Source organism: Herbaspirillum sp. GW103 (assembly GCF_000261365.1).
In the GTDB taxonomy this organism is placed as follows: Bacteria; Pseudomonadota; Gammaproteobacteria; order Burkholderiales; family Burkholderiaceae_D; genus Herbaspirillum.
The window spans coordinates 582,948-599,242 of the sequence record NZ_AJVC01000006.1; the positions used below are offsets into that span (position 1 = coordinate 582,948).

The following is a 16,295-nucleotide window of genomic DNA, read 5'->3' on the forward strand; positions in this document are numbered from 1 at the left end:
CGACGGCGGCCCTTCCGATCTCATGACTTGCAATCCGGCGGGCCAGCCCCATCTCGACAGGAATGCGGAATCGGTACGTCCCTCCGCGGCTCCCAGGCACATATTGAACAGAGGCAAGCATGGAACAATTTCACGGCACCACCATCCTTTCCGTCCGTCGCGGCAATCAGGTCGCGCTCGGTGGCGACGGCCAGGTGACGCTTGGCAACATCGTCATGAAGGGCAGTGCGCGCAAGGTGCGCAAGCTCTATCACGGCAAAGTCCTGGTCGGTTTCGCCGGCGGCACGGCCGACGCTTTCACCCTGCTCGATCTGTTCGAAGCCAAGCTGGAAAAGCACCAGGGCAACCTGATGCGTGCCTCGGTCGAACTGGCCAAGGACTGGCGCACCGACCGCATGCTGCGTCGCCTGGAAGCCATGCTCCTGTGTGCCGACAAGGAAACCACCCTGGTCATCACCGGCAATGGCGACGTGCTCGAACCCAATGACGGCATCGGCGCCATCGGCTCCGGTGGCAGCTATGCGCAATCGGCGGCCAAGGCCCTGTACGACAACACCGACCTGGCGCCGGCCGAGATCGTCAAGAAATCCCTGACCATCGCCGGTGAGCTGTGCATCTACACCAACCTGAACCACATCATCGAGACGCTGGAATAAGCCGCGCAGCGCGCATTTCCTGCCTATTTCTCCGATGAATCGTCACAGCGAAAAGATCACCACCATGAATATGACTCCCAAGGAAATCGTCTCCGAACTCGACAAGCACGTCGTCGGCCAGGCCCGCGCCAAGCGCGCGGTGGCTATCGCCCTGCGCAACCGCTGGCGCCGCCAGCAGATCGAGGAGCCGCTGCGCCACGAGATCACGCCCAAGAACATCCTCATGATCGGCCCGACCGGCGTGGGCAAGACCGAGATTGCACGTCGCCTGGCCAAGCTGGCCGATGCGCCTTTCATCAAGATCGAAGCCACCAAGTTCACCGAAGTCGGCTATGTGGGCCGCGACGTGGACACCATCATCCGCGACCTGGTTGACATCGGTATCAAGCAGACCCGCGAGCTGGAAACGCGCAAGGTGCGCACCCGCGCTGAAGATGCGGCCGAAGATCGCGTCCTCGATGTGCTGCTGCCGCCGGCCCGCGATTTCGGTTTTACGCCCGATGGCAATGCCAGCCCGGAGAAGGACGACAAGAACACCACCCGCCAGACCTTCCGCAAGCGTCTGCGCGAAGGGGCGCTGGATGATCGCGAGATCGAGCTGGAACTCAATGACGCTGCACCGTCGATGGAAATCATGGCGCCCCCGGGCATGGAAGAAATGACCGAGCAGATCAAGTCGATGTTCTCCGGCCTGGGCAACCAGCGCAAGAAGGCGCGCAAGATCAAGATCAAGGAAGCCATGAAGCTGTTGATCGAGGAAGAGGCGGCCAAGCTGGTCAACGAGGAAGAACTCAAGCAGAAGGCCATCGCCAACGTCGAGCAGAACGGCATCGTCTTCCTGGACGAGATCGACAAGATCGCCACCCGCTCGCAGAACGGCAATGCCGACGTCTCCCGCGCCGGTGTGCAGCGTGATCTGCTGCCGCTGGTGGAAGGCACGACCGTCAACACCAAGTACGGCATGATCAAGACCGATCACATCCTCTTCATCGCCTCCGGTGCATTCCACCTGTCCAAGCCCTCCGATCTGATTCCGGAACTGCAGGGCCGCTTCCCGATCCGCGTGGAGCTCGATTCGCTCTCCATCGCCGATTTCGAGCGCATCCTGACCGGCACCGATGCCTGCCTCACCAAACAGTATGAAGCGCTGCTGGCCACCGAAGGCGTGAAGATCGAATTCGCCGACAGCGGCATCCAGCGCCTGGCCGAGATTTCGCACACGGTCAATGAGAAGACCGAGAACATCGGTGCACGTCGTCTCTACACCGTGATGGAAAAGCTGCTGGAAGAGATTTCCTTCACGGCCGGCGAAGCCGGTGTGGATGGCCTGCTCATCGATGCCGCGTACGTCAACGAGCGTCTGGGTGAGCTGGCCGTGGATGAGGACATGTCGCGCTACGTGCTCTAACGCCAGCAGGCGAGGAGATCGGGATGGCCAACAAGACCCTGGGAACGCGGCAGAAGCTGAGTTTTCGCGTCGAGCCATCGCAGTCCAGGCCACGCAATCCGGTGGCCCTGGCGGCACAGCAGCGTGCCGGTGGGGCCGGTGCACATCGCAAGAACGCCTCGGCACAGCGCCAGCAATTGAAGTCGGATCTGTTGAAGAAGCTGGTCGGTGATCCTGAAAAGGAATGAGGGCGCATCAAGCTCTGCTTGCCAGATGTATCAAAATGTTAGAAATCACGAGAAGCGCCGGTAGAGATACCGGCGCTTTTTCCTTGATGCGAGCCGATCCCGTAGCCGGATCGCAAGCGCGCCATGGAAATTGACGATAAAAAAATACAACAATTGCCATTTCAATCTTTCGCTCCCGTCTAAAAAATCACTTCTATCGACCAAGGTGCAGTCACGCGCGGCGAGAAGCATTAATGTTTGCCCATCCGACTGCAAGTGCGGATCCTCAAGACTATTTTTAGAGAAGGACGTCACATGAAAAAATCTCTGCTGGCACTCGCCGTTCTGGGCGCGTTCGCAGGCGCAGCCCATGCGCAAAGCTCCGTCACGATCTACGGTATCGTCGATACCGGTGTTGTCTACCAAAGCAAGGTTGCTACCACCTCCGGTGGCACCGGCAGCAAGTTCGGCCTGAATTCGGGCGTCATTCAGGGTTCGCGTATCGGCTTCAAGGGTGTTGAAGATCTGGGCGGCGGTCTGTCGGCCGTGTTCAACCTGGAAGCTGGCTTCTCCAACGATACCGGTGCTCTGGACGACTCCAAGACCAGCAACACCCTGTTCCGTCGCAAGTCGGTCGTGGGTCTGACTGGTGGTTTCGGTAGCGTGCTGGTCGGTCGTCAAACCGACTTCGCTGACACCATCTCCGCTTACACCGCCGTGGCCGACTTCGGCGGCTGGGTCAGCAACTCCGGTTCGGGCCTGGATCGCCTGCAAGGCACCCGTACCAACAACTCCATCAGCTACACCACCTCGAACCTGAACGGCTTCACCGGTAACCTGATGTACGGCTTCGGCGAAACCGCTGGTCAGACCTCCGCTGGTCAAGCCTTCGGCGTCGGCGGCAAGTACGACAACGGTCCCCTGGGTCTGGGCATCACCTACTACCAGTCCAAGGCTGGTTCGACCGCGGCTGACACCTCCCTGCTGAGCAGCACCACCACCACCAGCGTGGCCAGCGAAAGCAACCTGGCTGGCAGCACCGCTCAGAAGGTCTTGAACGTGGCAGCGTCGTATCAGTTCGGCCCGGCACGTGTGTACGGTAACTACTCGCGCGTCAAGCAAGATCTGAACAGCCAGACCAACCTGAGCGCCGCTGGTGTCGGTTCGCTGACCAGCATCGCCAACCGTACCCTGGCCAACTCCAAGAAGGCTGACATCTACGAACTGGGTACCGCTTACTCCCTGAGCCCGTCCCTGAAGCTGCTGGCTGCCGTGGATCACACCCGTGCCGACTTCGACGGCGTGTCGACCAAGGCCAAGCTGACTCAAGTCAGCCTGGGTACCGACTACTGGCTGTCCAAGCGCACCGACCTGTACGCCTTCATGGCTTACACCAAGGCTAGCGACCTGAACAACCCGGGCGTTTCCAACGCCACCGGTACCGATGGCAACCAGGGCGCCGTCGCCGTGGGTATCCGTCACAAGTTCTAATGTGACTTGAACTGCGTCGTCTTCCCGGCGGCGCAGTTTGATCTGCAACAGAGCAAGAGAAGCGCCGCATGAGGTTCATGCGGCGCTTTTTTTCATGTGTACAGGGCGTTTCATTTTGTTAGTTTCTGTAACAGTGTTTTCTCCGCCGCGCACGAATGCACCATTTTCGTGGCGTCCCCATTTTCTTCCTCGCATTCCAAACCAATTTGGTGCGCCTGGCGGCGCGCGGCCACGCTGGAAGGCCGTTTGTGGCACCGCAAAAAGCTCGCTTTAGCATCGTCAAATGCTGACGAAACCCTTACTGGTAGCGGGTCTTGATGTCAGTAAAGAAAGCGTAATAAGCTCTCGTCATTGCGCACTTTTTTGCAGCGCACTGCTCTAATAAGAGCGCTATTTCGATGCGCGTCGAGTTCATCCTCATCCATGATCCGCGCATCGCACCGCCCACTCATGCACTGGCGGGCCGCATTCAAATACTTAGTTTTTGATGCACACCGGACTGACGCAGCCTGCTGCGCCAGCGGGGATGTTTTTGCCTGCAGCTTTTGACTGTCGGGCTTGCTGAGAAAGGAACAAGAACATGGCAACGAGAGAAGAACTGGCCGTCATCAAGGCCGCCCGCGCCGGTGAATCGCGCGCACAGCTGGCCCTGGGCCGGCGCTACCTGAGCGGTGGCAGCGGACTGCCGCGCAGCAAGGGAACGGCCTTCTACTGGCTGCGCCGCGCTGCGCAACAGGGGGTCGATGATGCGTGGATGATCATCGGCCGCAATATCACCTATGAGCAAGTCAAGGAATTGTCCTCGCCCCAGGAAGCGGCCATCTGGTACGAGAAGGCGTTTGAAGCGGGCGTGCCGCAGGCTGGCGTGATCTTCGCGCGCCTGGTGCTGGAGCACACCGCACAGTTCGACAGCAATACCCATGCTCGCGCCATTGCTGCATTGTCCTTGCTGGCCAGCCGCGACGATCACGAGGCTCAATGGCTGCTGGCGCAGCAGATGCAGCGTCACGGGCAGCCCATGGTACCTGGCCTGGCGGCCTCGGCGGTCGAGGAGAATCTGGTACGCGAAGCAGCCCGTGCGGGCATCGAGCAGGCGCAGTACGCCCTGCTGGACAAGGCCTGGCAGCAGGGCCAGGGTGCGGCCTTCGCGCGCGGTGCCGCGATACTGGTCAAGCGCCTGATGGAGCGCAACAGCGTCGCGCTGGCGCAGCTGGAGAAAGAGAGCGACGGTGCCGGGCTGGTCCGGCTCAACAGCGAGGAAGCTACGTTGCTGCTGCGTTATGGTCAGTGGCAGGCGGGTACGCAGCAACCTGACCTGGGCCAGCTGCTGCGCCTGTTCGAACTGGCGGCGCTGGCCGGCAATGTCGAGGCGCGCCTGGAGCTGGGCCTGTTGTGCGCCAAGATTGACCGTGCCGGCAATCGGGTGTTCATGGAACAAGGCCTGGCCAATTTCAAGAAGGCACTGCACTGGTTGCTGTTGGCCGGGGAGGGCGGTGCGGCTCAGGCATGGCATGCACTGGCGCGTATCTATTCGCGCTCGATCTATTCGCAGCGCAATCTGCAGGTGGCCCAGCAATATCTGGAGAAGGCCGCCGAAGCGGGACTGGTGCAAGCGCAGTGCGAGTTGGCACAGATCTTCTGGCGCAATCGCCGTGATGATCCCCTGCATGACGTCAAGGCCCTGTACTGGTGGCAGCAGGCCGCCAGCCAGGGCGATGCTGCTGCGATGCAAGCCTTGCACGCCTTCACGGTCCAGGAGCAGGGCCCGTCATGGGCGCTGCAGGCACGCCAGCAGCTCAGCGAGCGCCTGCGCAACAGCAATCCCTTCCTCAGTGCGCGCATCGAGCTGGCGGCCATCTTTGGGCTGACCAAGCCGGAAGCGCTGCTCATCGATATCAAGCAGGCTGATTACGGTCACTGTCTGGTGGTGGACATCTGCGCTCATCATGCCCGCAGCAAACGTCGCCTGATCGCGGTGCAGACCGAAGCCCAGCGTGCGGCCATCAACCGCGTGAGCCGTCTGTTCGGCGACGTCGACTGTGGGTTCAGCGGTCCCGAAGGCAATTACCGGCAGCGTCAGTACCGGCTGCGCACGGCCTTCCCGGATGTGGCCTGAACAGGCCCTGAGAAAGACTCCGGGCGGCGCCGGCCGCCCGCGGCACAAGCTCAGTGCAGGCTGATGACCTGCTCGCCATCGGCACCGCCATCCGGGCCAGCTGCGCCGAAAGAATAGAGTTCGTAGCGACTGCCCTCATCATCGGCCCCGTACTGGTAGGAGTTGCCCCAGGGGTCGCGCGGCAGGCGATCGACGTAGCCGCCGATCTGCCAGTTGCCCGGCACGGGCGGCCGCGTGGGCTTGATCACCAGCGCCAGCAGGCCCTGGGCGCCACTGGGGTAGCGACCGTTGTCCTGGCGATAGCGCTCAAGGCCTGCGGCAATGGCCTGCAGGTCTTTTTCGGCTGCCAGGGTTTGGGGGCTGTGGTCATGGTTCAAGCGTGCCACCAGCGGCGGCAGCAGCAGTGCTGCTGCAACGGCCAGCAAGGTCAGCACCAGGATCCAGCGCAGGCGCGCCAGTCCGCGCTGCAGGAACAGGAAGGCAGGATGTCGGAGGGATCGACGCATGAATGCTGCAGGTTGATTGTCTTGGACGGTGCAAGTCGGAAGGGCGCACGGGCAGGCAGCCGCCGCAGCGGCAGGATGCACGGACCGGCGCCGCGCCGGCTCAGGGCTGGATGGTGACGGGTACGCCCGCCTGGCTGCTGACCACTTCCGACAGTGTGGCGTAAAGCTCGCTGCCATCGCGGGTGTTGAGCCAATGTCGGCCGTCAAATTTGTAGTGGAAGCCGCCGGAGCGCGCGGCCAGCCACATTTCCTGCATGGGGGCCTGGCTGTTGATGATGATCTTGGAACCATTGTCCACGCATTCGATTTCCAGCACGTTGCCGCTGCGACTGCATTCCACGTCCAGCTCACTGGCGTCGCAGGCGTCTTCCAGGGCCGTCTCGATGGCGTTGAGGGTGGCGTCAGCCAGGTCCAGGAATTCCGATTCGGTCATGCTACACTCCAAGTCATTCTAAGATTTCGATGTAATCCGTCATTTTATCGTGAAGTCACCCCATTCTCCCTTCCGTTGTGCAGCTTCCCTGGCGCTGTGCGCCGCCGTCCTGATGCTGGCCGGTTGCGGCCAGAAAGGTCCGCTGTACATGCCCAAGGTGCCGCCCGACCCGTTCGTGCGCACCCAGCCGGTCGCTCCGGCCAAGGACAAGGCGGCCGGCCAGGAGGGTGCGGTCTCTGCCGACACCTCCGCCGACACGCCCAAACGATGATGCCGGACTGAAACATCTGGCTGCATCGCGGCCGGTCCCCCAAAAAGCATGAAGGGGGGACCGCGCCGGATTTCCTTGTCGAACCGATTTTTCCGCTGATCTTTGCGCTGACCTTTCCGGAACCCCATGTCCCACTTCTCCTATCGCAACGGCGTGCTGCACGCCGAAGATGTCTCCCTGCAAGCGCTGGCTGAACAGTTCGGCACCCCGCTCTATGTCTATTCCAGCGCAGCGCTGGTGCAGAATTTCTCGGCCTATGCCGATGCCTGCCGCGCGGCCGGCCGCACCGACGGTGCCAAGGGCGGCGCCCTGGTGTGCTACTCGGTCAAGTCCAATTCCAACCTGGCGGTGCTGAACCTGCTGGGCAAGCTGGGTTCGGGCTTCGACATCGTTTCCGGCGGCGAACTGCTGCGCGTGGTGGCCGCCGGCGGCGATGCACGCAAGGTGATCTTCTCGGGCGTGGGCAAGGGTCGCGACGAAATGAAGCTGGCGCTGGAGCACGACATCCTCTGCTTCAACGTCGAATCCATCCCCGAAGTGGCGCGCCTGAACGAAGTGGCCGGTGCACTGGGCAAGCGTGCGCGCATCTCGCTGCGCGTCAATCCCAATGTGGACGCCAAGACCCATCCCTACATCTCCACCGGCCTGAAGGAAAACAAGTTCGGCGTGGCCTATGAAGATGCGCTGAACTGCTACCGCGCCGCTGCCGCCCTGCCCAACATCGAAGTGGTGGGCATCGACTGCCACATCGGCTCGCAGCTGCTGGACGACTCGCCCCTGCTGGAAGCGCTGGAGAAGATCATCGACATGGTTGACGCGCTGGAAGCCGAGGGCATTCCGATTCACCACCTCGACATCGGCGGCGGCATCGGTATCCGTTACGACGACGAGCAACCGGTGGCCATCGGTGATTACCTGGCGCGCGTGTTCGCCCGCGTCGATGCCTGGCGTGCCAGCAAGTACCAGGGCCGCCCCATCCAGGTCATGTTCGAGCCGGGTCGCTCGGTGGTCGGCAATGCCGGCCTGTTGCTGACCGAGGTGCAATACCTCAAGCATGGTGAAGAAAAAAACTTCGCCGTGGTCGATGCCGCCATGAACGATCTGATGCGTCCGGCCATGTACGAAGCCTGGCATGGCGTCAAGACAGTGAAGGAAAACGCCGGCCAGCCCCGCATCTACGACGTCGTCGGCCCGGTATGTGAATCCGGCGACTGGCTGGCCCGCTCGCGCGAACTGGCCATCGGCCAGGGCGATCTGCTGGCACTGATGTCGGCCGGCGCCTACGGCATGACCATGGCCTCCAACTACAACACCCGCGGCCGGGCGGCCGAGGTGCTGGTCGATGGCGCGCAAGTCCACCTGGTCCGTGCGCGCGAGAATCCGGCAGATCTGTTTGCACTGGAAAAGATCGTCGACTGAGCCAATCTTGTTGTCGGCATGTCAAGCGGCAGTCCTGGAAACGGGGCTGCCGTTTCTTTTTGCACATCGTTTCTTGATAGCCCGGCAAGTCCCGTCCGGCTTGGGATGCAGATATTTTTTGCACAGCCGCATTTTTGTTTTGCCTTTCAGAAATTTCGGCGCAAAATAGCCATCCGTCCAAAAAACAAACGCAGCATCAAAACATGCCTTGGGGTGAAGTTACCCGCTTCTGGAGACCAGGCAAGCAAGCACGGACGTGAGGGAGCACACCAGGGCCGCCAGGAGGGTGGCCGGTAGCGCAAACAGGGGAATTCCAATGCAAGTTCTGGAGCGTTCAGGGGAAGATCGCGACCGGCGCGCCGCCAGCGAGGGCGTGTGCGCGCATGCGCCGCATGCCGGTCAAGCGCATGCACCCGTGCGCACGGCCACGGTGCCACAGGTACTGAGCGAGGAGGAACTCGAAGTGCGTGCCTCGCACATCACCGCCGCAGCCGTGGCCGCCGCGGCGGTTACCGCGGCCGTGGCCACCTCGGCCATCAGCGCCAGCCAGCCGATCGAACAAGCCGTCGCGGAGGCGTCGGCGCAGCAAGAGCCAGCGCCCATGGCCCGCCGCAGCGCACGCGGGCCGCGCAGCCAGGCGCAGCCGCAGGCTTCGATGCGGGGGGCTTTGCTGGTCTCGTTGCTGACCCTGGCCATCATCGGGCTGGCCCTGTGGCTGGGTACGCATTGGCCCCAGCGCGCGCTCAAGCCGGTCATGCAGCCATTGCCAGCCCAGTCCAAATCCGTCCCGCCCGAGCCGCTGGCCCCGGTGGTCAGCGCCGATCCGGTGGCCGCCAGCGCCAGCGACGCCCCTGGCCCCGAAGTGATTGCCCAGTTGCAACAGGAAGCCGACGAGCGCGCCCATCAACTGGCCCAGAAGCGTGCCGCGGCTGAAGCCCGCCATCGCCGCGAGGATGCCGCCCTGGCCCTGCGCGAGCAGCGTCGTCGCGAGGCCGAGGCGCAGCTGGCCAAGGCCCGCGCCAAGGCAGAACGTGCCCAGGCCGTGGCGCCAGCGCCGGACGTGGTCCAGGTGCCGTCCCTGCCGACCCTGGCTGAGCAGGTCAGGCAATGCAGCGCGCTGTCGGTGTTTGCACGGGAACGCTGCCTGTGGAAGCTGTGCGACGGCAACTGGGGCAAGAACGGCTGCCCCTCCTACGAGCGCAACAACGAAGGCGCCTGAATCCTCCTCTGCTGCGCTGCCGCTCCGGTGGTGCAGCAGGCTTCACTTCCGCTTCAATCCTCCCTGACAACATCTTCAATGCCGACCGCCTGCGGGCAGGAGCAATTCTTGCTTGCGCAGCAGACCGTCCGTACTGGCTGGCCAGCGCGGCTGTGGCCTGACGGCGACAGATGAAAAGTCTTGCCGCAAGCGGCTTTGCGCGAGGAAGTTGCCGCTATAATGCGCGTTTTTCTTACCCCCCCTGCAAGGAAAAAGGCATGAATGCACTGCTCTGGTTCGTCGTCCTCTATTGGGTCATCTCGGTCGGAATCGGCTTGTATGCCACCCGCTATGTGAAGAGTTCGAAGGACTACGCCGTGGCCGGCCGTTCGCTGCCGATGTCGGTGGTGACCGCGACCGTCTTTGCGACCTGGTTCGGGTCCGAGGCCGTGCTGGGCGTGTCCTCGACCTTCCTTCAGGAGGGCTTGGGCGGTATCGTGGCCGATCCCTTCGGCTCCTCCCTGTGCCTGATCCTGGTTGGCGTTTTCTTCGCCAAGCGGCTCTACCGCATGAATCTGCTGACCATCGGCGACTATTACAAGAAGCGCTTCGGTCGCGCTGCCGAAATGCTGGTCACGATCTGCATCGTCATTTCCTACCTGGGCTGGGTGGCCGCACAGATCAAGGCGCTGGGGCTGGTCTTCAATGTCGTCTCGGGTGGCTACATTCCCATGCACTGGGGCATGATCATCGGTGCCGGCAGCGTGCTGATCTATACCCTGATGGGGGGCATGTGGGCCGTTGCCATCACCGACTTCCTGCAGATGATCATCGTGGTGGTCGGTATGCTCTACATCGGATATGAAGTGTCGGGCATGGTCGGCGGGCCGGGAGTGGTCATCGCCCATGCGGCGGCGGCCGGCAAGTTCAATTTCTGGCCGGCGGCCGAACTGAAGGACGTGCTCTGGTTCTTTGCCGCCTGGATCACCATGATGCTGGGGTCGATCCCGCAGCAGGACGTGTTCCAGCGCGTGATGTCCTCCAAGAACGAGAACGTGGCGCGCAATGCCTCGGTGCTGGGGGGCGTGATCTATTTCTTCTTCGTCTTTATCCCGATCTTCCTGGCCTATTCGGCCACGCTGATCGATCCGGCCATGGTCTCGCGCCTGCTGGAAACTGACTCCCAGCTGGTGCTCCCGACCCTGATCATGGAAAAGATGCCGGTATTCGCCCAGGTGATGTTCTTCGGCGCGCTGCTGTCGGCCATCAAGAGCTGCGCCAGTGCGACACTGCTGGCCCCCTCGGTGACCTTCACCGAGAACGTCCTCAAGGAGATTCGCCCGTGGAAGAACGATCGTGAATTCCTCTTCTCGATGCGCGCCGTGGTGCTGCTCTTTACCGTAGGCGTGACCTCGCTGGCCCTCAACAGCCAGTCCAGCATCTACGAGATGGTCGAGAATGCCTACAAGGTCACTCTGGTCGCCGCCTTCGTGCCGCTGGCGTTCGGCGTGTACTGGCCGCGCGCCACCCGCCAGGGCGCGTTGATGGCCATGGTGCTGGGCCTGGTCTCCTGGATTGCCCTGGAATACCTGGCCCCGGATGGCCTGTGGCCGCCCCAGCTGGCCGGTCTGCTGGTCTCCATCGGCGGCATGGTGGTCGGCTCCCTGATGCCCCAGGTGCTGGCCCCGGTTCCGCCCATGGCGGTGGCCCCGGCCGAGGGCAGCATGCAGTCCTGACCCTCTCCTGCCGCACTGAAACGGTCGCCCGGCCTTGCCGCGCGGCCGTTTTGTCTTTTTGCGCCAGCTCATCAGAACTGCTGGGCCAGCTGCTGTCAAAGAAGTTCGTCGCCGGAGTTTCGAATTTATTTGATATATGATTGGCAATAATTCGAGATCAAGCCGGAACTTATTTGCCTTACATCAACCTGAAATGGCATGACTGAGCACATTCGCCCCTACGATGTTGCTGCCGATGCGTTGTTTCTGGACTTCGACGGCACCCTGGTCGACCTGGCGCCCCAGCCTGAAGAGATCGTGGTACCGCCGCAGCTGATCACGCTCCTGCAGCGCATCCAGCAAGAATCGGACGGCGCGCTGGCCATCGTCAGCGGCCGCCCGCTTGATCAACTGGACTTCTTCCTGGCCCCGCTACGCCTGCCGGCGGCGGGCGTGCATGGTGCCGAGCGCCGCACGGCCGATGGCCGCATCCTGCAGCAGCCGGTGCCGGACGTGCATCATCTGCGCCAGCGCCTGCTGCCGCTGGTCGAGTCGCATGCCGGCTTGCAGCTTGAACTCAAGCGCGGGGCCCTGGCGCTGCATTACCGCCACGCCGCCCATCTGGAGCAGCGCTGCGTGGAAACCATGATGGATGCGCTGCGCCACGAACCCGGCTTTACATTGCTGCACGGCAAGATGGTGGTGGAGGCCAAGCCGCACATCAACAAGGGCGATGCCGTCGCCGCCTTCCTGCATGAAGCGCCTTTCCGGGGCCGACGTCCTGTCTTCATCGGCGATGACGTCACCGATGAAGCCGGATTTGCCATCGCCCAGGGGGAGGTCTTCGGCGGACTTGGCATCAAGATTGGCACCGGTCCCAGTCAGGCTTTGCAGCGCCTGGCCGATCCGGCCGCCGTGCTGGACCTGCTGCGCCAGAGCGTGGAGGGGCGCAGCAACTCCTGAGAACCGTAATGCCGGCATGCCTGCCGGCCCCCGCAGCACATCGCCTTCCATCAAGAAATCTGATCCACAGAACAGAGCACGAGGAACCATGAGCCAGCCCAGTCCCGATCCGCGGCAAGAGTCGCAACCGCAGCCGCACTCCCAGACGCAGCATTCCGAACAACCGCATCTGGCCGCCCAGGCCCATGATCTGCCCTCGACCTCTTCGCTGGAGCTGGGCGTGATCGGCAATTGCGCCTTCTCGGCCCTGGTGGACAAGATGGGTCGCATCGTCTGGTGCTGCCTGCCGCGCTTCGACGGCGATCCGGTCTTCAATGCCCTGCTCGATCCCACCGACAATGGCGCACTGTGGTCTTTCCAGCTGGAGAATTTCTCCCACAGCGAGCAGTGGTATGAACCCAATACTGCGGTGCTGCGCACCCGCCTCTACGACACGCTGGGGCAGGGCATCGAGATCACCGACCTGGCGCCGCGCTTCCAGAGCCGTGGTCGTTTCTTCCGTCCGCTGCAACTGGTACGCCGCATCCATCCGCTTTCGGGGGCACCGCGCATGCGCGTGGTACTGCGTCCGAAGTTCGACTGGGGCCGCGAAGTGCCGCCGCAGACACGCGGCAGCAACCATATCCGCTATGTCGGCCAGGAGCAGACCCTGCGCCTCAATACCGATGCGCCCATCAGCTACATCGTCGACGAGACCGCCTTCGTGGTCAGCCGCCCGTACAACTTCATTCTCGGCCCGGATGAAACTCTGCATGGCGGCATCAACGATACCGCCCGCGATTTCGAACAGGAAACCACCGCCTACTGGCGCAACTGGAGCCGTGCCCTGGCCACCCCGCTGGAGTGGCAGGACGCGGTCATCCGTGCCGCCATCACCCTGAAATTGTCGGTGTATGAAGATACCGGCGCCATCATTGCCGCCATGACCACCAGCGTGCCCGAAGCACCGGGCAGCCAGCGCAACTGGGACTACCGTTATTGCTGGCTGCGTGACGCTTTCTTCGTGGTGCGTGCCCTCAACAGTCTCTCCGAACTGGGCACCATGGAGGACTACCTGCGCTGGCTGACCAATGTGGTGGTGCGTTCCGGTGGCGGCCATGTGCAGCCCCTGTATGGCATCGGCCTGGAAGAGGCGCTGCCCGAGCAGATCCTCGGCCACCTGCCGGGTTACCAGCACCACCAGCCGGTGCGCGTGGGCAACCAGGCTTACGAGCATTTCCAGCATGACGTCTACGGCAACATCGTGCTGGGTGCGGCGCAGGCCTTCCACGACATGCGCCTGCATCATCGCGCCGGCGCCGAGCACTTCCAGCATCTGGAAGCCGTAGGCGAACGCGCCTACGAGGTCTACAACCAGCCCGATGCCGGCATGTGGGAGTTGCGTACGCGCTCGCGCATCCATACCTCGTCGGCACTGATGAGCTGGGCCGCCTGTGACCGCCTGGCCAAGATCGCTGCGCGCGTCGACCTGCCCGAGCGTGCCCGCTACTGGGGCGACCGGGCCAAGGAAATCGGCGAGCGCATCCTCAGCGAAGCCTGGAACGAGCAACGCCAGGCCTATGCCGAAAGCTTCGGCGGCCGCGACCTGGATGCCAGCGTGTTGCTGATGGTGGAAGTGGGCCTGATTTCGCCTACCGATCCGCGCTTCATCTCCACCGTGGAAGCGCTGGAGAAATCGCTCTGCGATGGCCCCTACATGCGCCGCTACGAGGCTCCGGACGACTTCGGCCGTCCCGAGACCGCGTTCAACATCTGCACCTTCTGGCGCATCGACGCGCTGGCGCGCATCGGCCGCAAGGAGCAGGCGCGCGAGATCTTCCAGGCCATGCTGGATGCCCGCAACCACCTGGGCCTGCTGTCCGAGGACACGCATCCGGTCACGCGCCAGATGTGGGGCAACTTCCCGCAGACCTATTCGATGGTGGGCATCATCAACTGTGCGATGCGCCTGTCGGCATCGTGGGAGGCGGTAATCTGATGGCCAGACTCGTCGTTGTTTCCAATCGCCTTGCCGATCCACGCAAGCCTGCTGCGGGCGGTCTGGCCGTTGCCCTGGGCGAAACCCTCAAGAAGACCGGCGGACTCTGGTTCGGCTGGAGCGGCAAGGTCATCGAGAACGGCACGCCCGGCGAGGGTGAGCTGCGCGTCAACCAGGCCGGTCCCGTGACCCTGGCCGAACTCGATCTGTCGCAGGAAGACCATGACGCCTACTATCGCGGCTATGCCAATGGCGTGCTGTGGCCGGTGTTCCACTATCGCCTCGATCTCGCGCATTTCGAGGCTGGCCACCTGGGCGGTTATCGCCGCGTCAATCAGCTCTTCGCGCGTAAATTGTTTCCGCTGTTGAAGCGCGATGACATCGTCTGGATCCACGATTACCACCTCATCCCGCTGGCCGCCGAACTGCGCGCCATGGGCTGCGAGGCGCGCATTGGTTTCTTCCTGCACATCCCGCTGCCGCCGCCGCCCATCCTCACCGCCATCCCTTCGCATGAATGGCTCATGCGCGCACTGTTTGCCTACGATCTGGTGGGCTTCCAGAACCACGCCGACCTGCAGCACTTCGCCCAGTACGTGCAGGCTGAAGCCACGGCCGAGCCGGTCGGTCCCAACCAGTTCCGCGCCTTCAACCGCACGGTGCATGCCAATGCCTTCCCGATCGGCATCGATGTGGCCGAGTTCCAGCGCCTGGGTCAGGCCAAGGAGGCGCGCGATACCTATGAAAGTACCAAGGCCGAGTATTCGCGCCGGCGCCTGCTGATCGGCGTGGACCGGCTGGATTACTCCAAGGGCCTGCCGCAGCGCATCCGCGCCTTCCGCGAGTTGCTGCGCCTGTATCCGGAGAACCGCCACAGCGCTACGCTCCTGCAGATTGCCTCACCCAGCCGCGAGGACGTGGAAGCCTACGGCGACATCCAGCGCGAGCTGGAAAGCCTGTGCGGTTCCATCAATGGCGACTTCGGCGACTTCGACTGGATGCCGATCCGCTACATCCACCGCACCGTGGCGCGCCGCCGCCTGCCCGGGCTGTACCGGGCCTGCGCCGTGGCCCTGGTCACGCCCCTGCGCGATGGCATGAATCTGGTGGCCAAGGAATTCGTCGCCGCCCAGGATCCGGACGATCCGGGCGTGCTGGTGCTGTCGCGCTTTGCGGGGGCCGCCGAGCAGATGAAACAGGCGCTCATCATCAACCCCTACGACACCCATGGTGCCGCCCAGGTGATTCAGCAGGCCCTGCAGATGTCGCAGAGCGAACGGCGCGAGCGCCACGCCGCGCTGATGGAGAACATCCGCCGGTTTGACGTCCATTGGTGGTGTAGTGAATTTCTCGACACCCTGCGCAGCAGCCGTGCCGCTCCGGTGGAGAGTTGAGCCGCAAAGGCAGCGCCGGCCGGGCAGGGTGGTGAATAAAATTTCCAAAAAGCAAATATTTGCCGGGTGCGGCGGTACAGGCCGTCGCGTCAGCGCATCGCCCGCGCGGGCAGGTTCAGTAAAACTCCGCCAAAAGCCTTTATAATTCAGGGTTTTGGAAGTTTTTTGCGGAGTTTTCATGCCCATTTACGCGTATCGCTGCCAAGCGTGTGGTTTTGCCAAGGATGTTTTGCAGAAGATCTCTGACGATGCGTTGACCGTTTGCCCCTCCTGCCACCAGGACAGTTTCCGCAAGCAGTTGACTGCGGCCGGCTTCCAGTTGAAGGGTTCGGGCTGGTATGTGACCGATTTCCGGGGCAATGGCAGTGGCTCGGCCAACAGCAAGGGTGCCAATGGCACCGGCATCGCCGGTTCCGCCGACGCCCCGGCCCCTGCTGCGGATGCTCCCGCTGCTGCGGCGCCAGCTGCTGCGGCCCCGGCACCTGCACCTGCCGCGGCCCCTGCGGCGGCGCCCTCCACCCCCAGCGCCAGCTAACGAGGC

General features: G+C 62.9%; 15 protein-coding genes. 13 read left to right on the forward strand and 2 right to left on the reverse strand.

All coding sequences use genetic code 11. The features are described 5' to 3' along the window. Positions 1-119: 119 nt before the first annotated feature. The 5 genes from hslV (at position 120) to GWL_RS21250 (ending at position 5,877) form a co-directional block, all read left to right on the forward strand. Positions 120-656 (forward strand): ATP-dependent protease subunit HslV, encoded by a 537-nt coding sequence (hslV, locus tag GWL_RS21230; protein ID WP_008334281.1) that lies wholly within the window; start codon positions 120-122, stop codon positions 654-656. Positions 657-720: 64 nt separating this feature from the next. Further along, complete coding sequence (hslU, locus tag GWL_RS21235) at positions 721-2,064, forward strand: ATP-dependent protease ATPase subunit HslU (protein WP_034351754.1); 1,344 nt, start codon at positions 721-723, stop codon at positions 2,062-2,064. Between the two features lie 23 nt (positions 2,065-2,087). Beyond that, positions 2,088-2,291 (forward strand): hypothetical protein, encoded by a 204-nt coding sequence (locus tag GWL_RS21240; RefSeq protein ID WP_008334294.1) that lies wholly within the window; start codon positions 2,088-2,090, stop codon positions 2,289-2,291. A gap of 294 nt (positions 2,292-2,585) precedes the next feature. Further along, positions 2,586-3,761, forward strand: coding sequence for a porin (locus GWL_RS21245; protein WP_008334296.1), 1,176 nt, complete (start codon positions 2,586-2,588; stop codon positions 3,759-3,761). 580 nt (positions 3,762-4,341) lie between these two features. Next, complete coding sequence (locus GWL_RS21250) at positions 4,342-5,877, forward strand: SEL1-like repeat protein (protein ID WP_008334297.1); 1,536 nt, start codon at positions 4,342-4,344, stop codon at positions 5,875-5,877. 50 nt (positions 5,878-5,927) lie between these two features. On the opposite strand, the gene gspG is transcribed toward GWL_RS21250, so the two are convergent. Beyond that, complete coding sequence (gene gspG / locus GWL_RS21255; protein WP_008334298.1) at positions 5,928-6,383, reverse strand: type II secretion system major pseudopilin GspG; 456 nt, start codon at positions 6,381-6,383, stop codon at positions 5,928-5,930. A 100-nt stretch (positions 6,384-6,483) separates the two neighbouring features. After that, positions 6,484-6,816: an iron donor protein CyaY gene (gene cyaY, locus GWL_RS21260; protein ID WP_008334299.1), complete on the reverse strand. Its 333-nt coding sequence runs from the start codon at positions 6,814-6,816 to the stop codon at positions 6,484-6,486. A gap of 49 nt (positions 6,817-6,865) precedes the next feature. Between cyaY and GWL_RS21265 the strand changes: the two genes are divergently transcribed. The 8 genes from GWL_RS21265 to GWL_RS21300 all read left to right on the forward strand — a co-directional run bounded on the left by GWL_RS21265 (position 6,866) and on the right by GWL_RS21300 (position 16,289). Beyond that, a complete protein-coding gene (locus GWL_RS21265; RefSeq protein ID WP_034351583.1) occupies positions 6,866-7,087 on the forward strand; it encodes a lipoprotein in 222 nt (73 codons plus the stop codon). Positions 7,088-7,213: 126 nt separating this feature from the next. Further along, a complete protein-coding gene (gene lysA, locus GWL_RS21270) occupies positions 7,214-8,506 on the forward strand; it encodes a diaminopimelate decarboxylase (RefSeq protein WP_008334306.1) in 1,293 nt (430 codons plus the stop codon). A gap of 316 nt (positions 8,507-8,822) precedes the next feature. Beyond that, a complete protein-coding gene (locus GWL_RS21275) occupies positions 8,823-9,725 on the forward strand; it encodes a hypothetical protein (RefSeq protein WP_008334308.1) in 903 nt (300 codons plus the stop codon). A 257-nt stretch (positions 9,726-9,982) separates the two neighbouring features. Further along, the gene (locus GWL_RS21280) at positions 9,983-11,440 is read left to right on the forward strand and encodes a sodium:solute symporter family protein (protein WP_008334310.1); all 1,458 of its coding nucleotides are present in this window, start codon (positions 9,983-9,985) and stop codon (positions 11,438-11,440) included. A 198-nt stretch (positions 11,441-11,638) separates the two neighbouring features. Beyond that, on the forward strand, positions 11,639-12,382 hold the full coding sequence (otsB, locus tag GWL_RS21285) for a trehalose-phosphatase (RefSeq protein ID WP_008334313.1): 744 nt from the start codon (positions 11,639-11,641) through the stop codon (positions 12,380-12,382). An 88-nt stretch (positions 12,383-12,470) separates the two neighbouring features. After that, on the forward strand, positions 12,471-14,360 hold the full coding sequence (locus GWL_RS21290; RefSeq protein WP_008334315.1) for a glycoside hydrolase family 15 protein: 1,890 nt from the start codon (positions 12,471-12,473) through the stop codon (positions 14,358-14,360). Next, the gene (otsA, locus tag GWL_RS21295) at positions 14,360-15,754 is read left to right on the forward strand and encodes an alpha,alpha-trehalose-phosphate synthase (UDP-forming) (protein ID WP_008334317.1); all 1,395 of its coding nucleotides are present in this window, start codon (positions 14,360-14,362) and stop codon (positions 15,752-15,754) included. Before GWL_RS21290 ends, otsA begins: the two co-directional genes overlap by 1 nt. Positions 15,755-15,932: 178 nt before the next feature. Continuing rightward, positions 15,933-16,289, forward strand: a complete 357-nt coding sequence (locus tag GWL_RS21300; RefSeq protein ID WP_034351585.1) for an FmdB family zinc ribbon protein — start codon at positions 15,933-15,935, stop codon at positions 16,287-16,289. The last annotated feature ends 6 nt before the right edge of the window (positions 16,290-16,295 follow it).

Coding starts and splice junctions, on each gene's coding strand:
- otsA (WP_008334317.1), top strand. CDS start 14,360: ATGGCCAGACTCGTCGTTGTTTCCAATCGCCTTGCCGATCCACGCAAG.
- GWL_RS21240 (WP_008334294.1), top strand. CDS start 2,088: ATGGCCAACAAGACCCTGGGAACGCGGCAGAAGCTGAGTTTTCGCGTC.
- gspG (WP_008334298.1), bottom strand. CDS start 6,383: ATGCGTCGATCCCTCCGACATCCTGCCTTCCTGTTCCTGCAGCGCGGA.
- GWL_RS21245 (WP_008334296.1), top strand. CDS start 2,586: ATGAAAAAATCTCTGCTGGCACTCGCCGTTCTGGGCGCGTTCGCAGGC.
- GWL_RS21280 (WP_008334310.1), top strand. CDS start 9,983: ATGAATGCACTGCTCTGGTTCGTCGTCCTCTATTGGGTCATCTCGGTC.
- GWL_RS21300 (WP_034351585.1), top strand. CDS start 15,933: ATGCCCATTTACGCGTATCGCTGCCAAGCGTGTGGTTTTGCCAAGGAT.
- cyaY (WP_008334299.1), bottom strand. CDS start 6,816: ATGACCGAATCGGAATTCCTGGACCTGGCTGACGCCACCCTCAACGCC.
- hslU (WP_034351754.1), top strand. CDS start 721: ATGAATATGACTCCCAAGGAAATCGTCTCCGAACTCGACAAGCACGTC.
- hslV (WP_008334281.1), top strand. CDS start 120: ATGGAACAATTTCACGGCACCACCATCCTTTCCGTCCGTCGCGGCAAT.
- lysA (WP_008334306.1), top strand. CDS start 7,214: ATGTCCCACTTCTCCTATCGCAACGGCGTGCTGCACGCCGAAGATGTC.
- GWL_RS21290 (WP_008334315.1), top strand. CDS start 12,471: ATGAGCCAGCCCAGTCCCGATCCGCGGCAAGAGTCGCAACCGCAGCCG.
- GWL_RS21250 (WP_008334297.1), top strand. CDS start 4,342: ATGGCAACGAGAGAAGAACTGGCCGTCATCAAGGCCGCCCGCGCCGGT.
- otsB (WP_008334313.1), top strand. CDS start 11,639: ATGACTGAGCACATTCGCCCCTACGATGTTGCTGCCGATGCGTTGTTT.
- GWL_RS21275 (WP_008334308.1), top strand. CDS start 8,823: ATGCAAGTTCTGGAGCGTTCAGGGGAAGATCGCGACCGGCGCGCCGCC.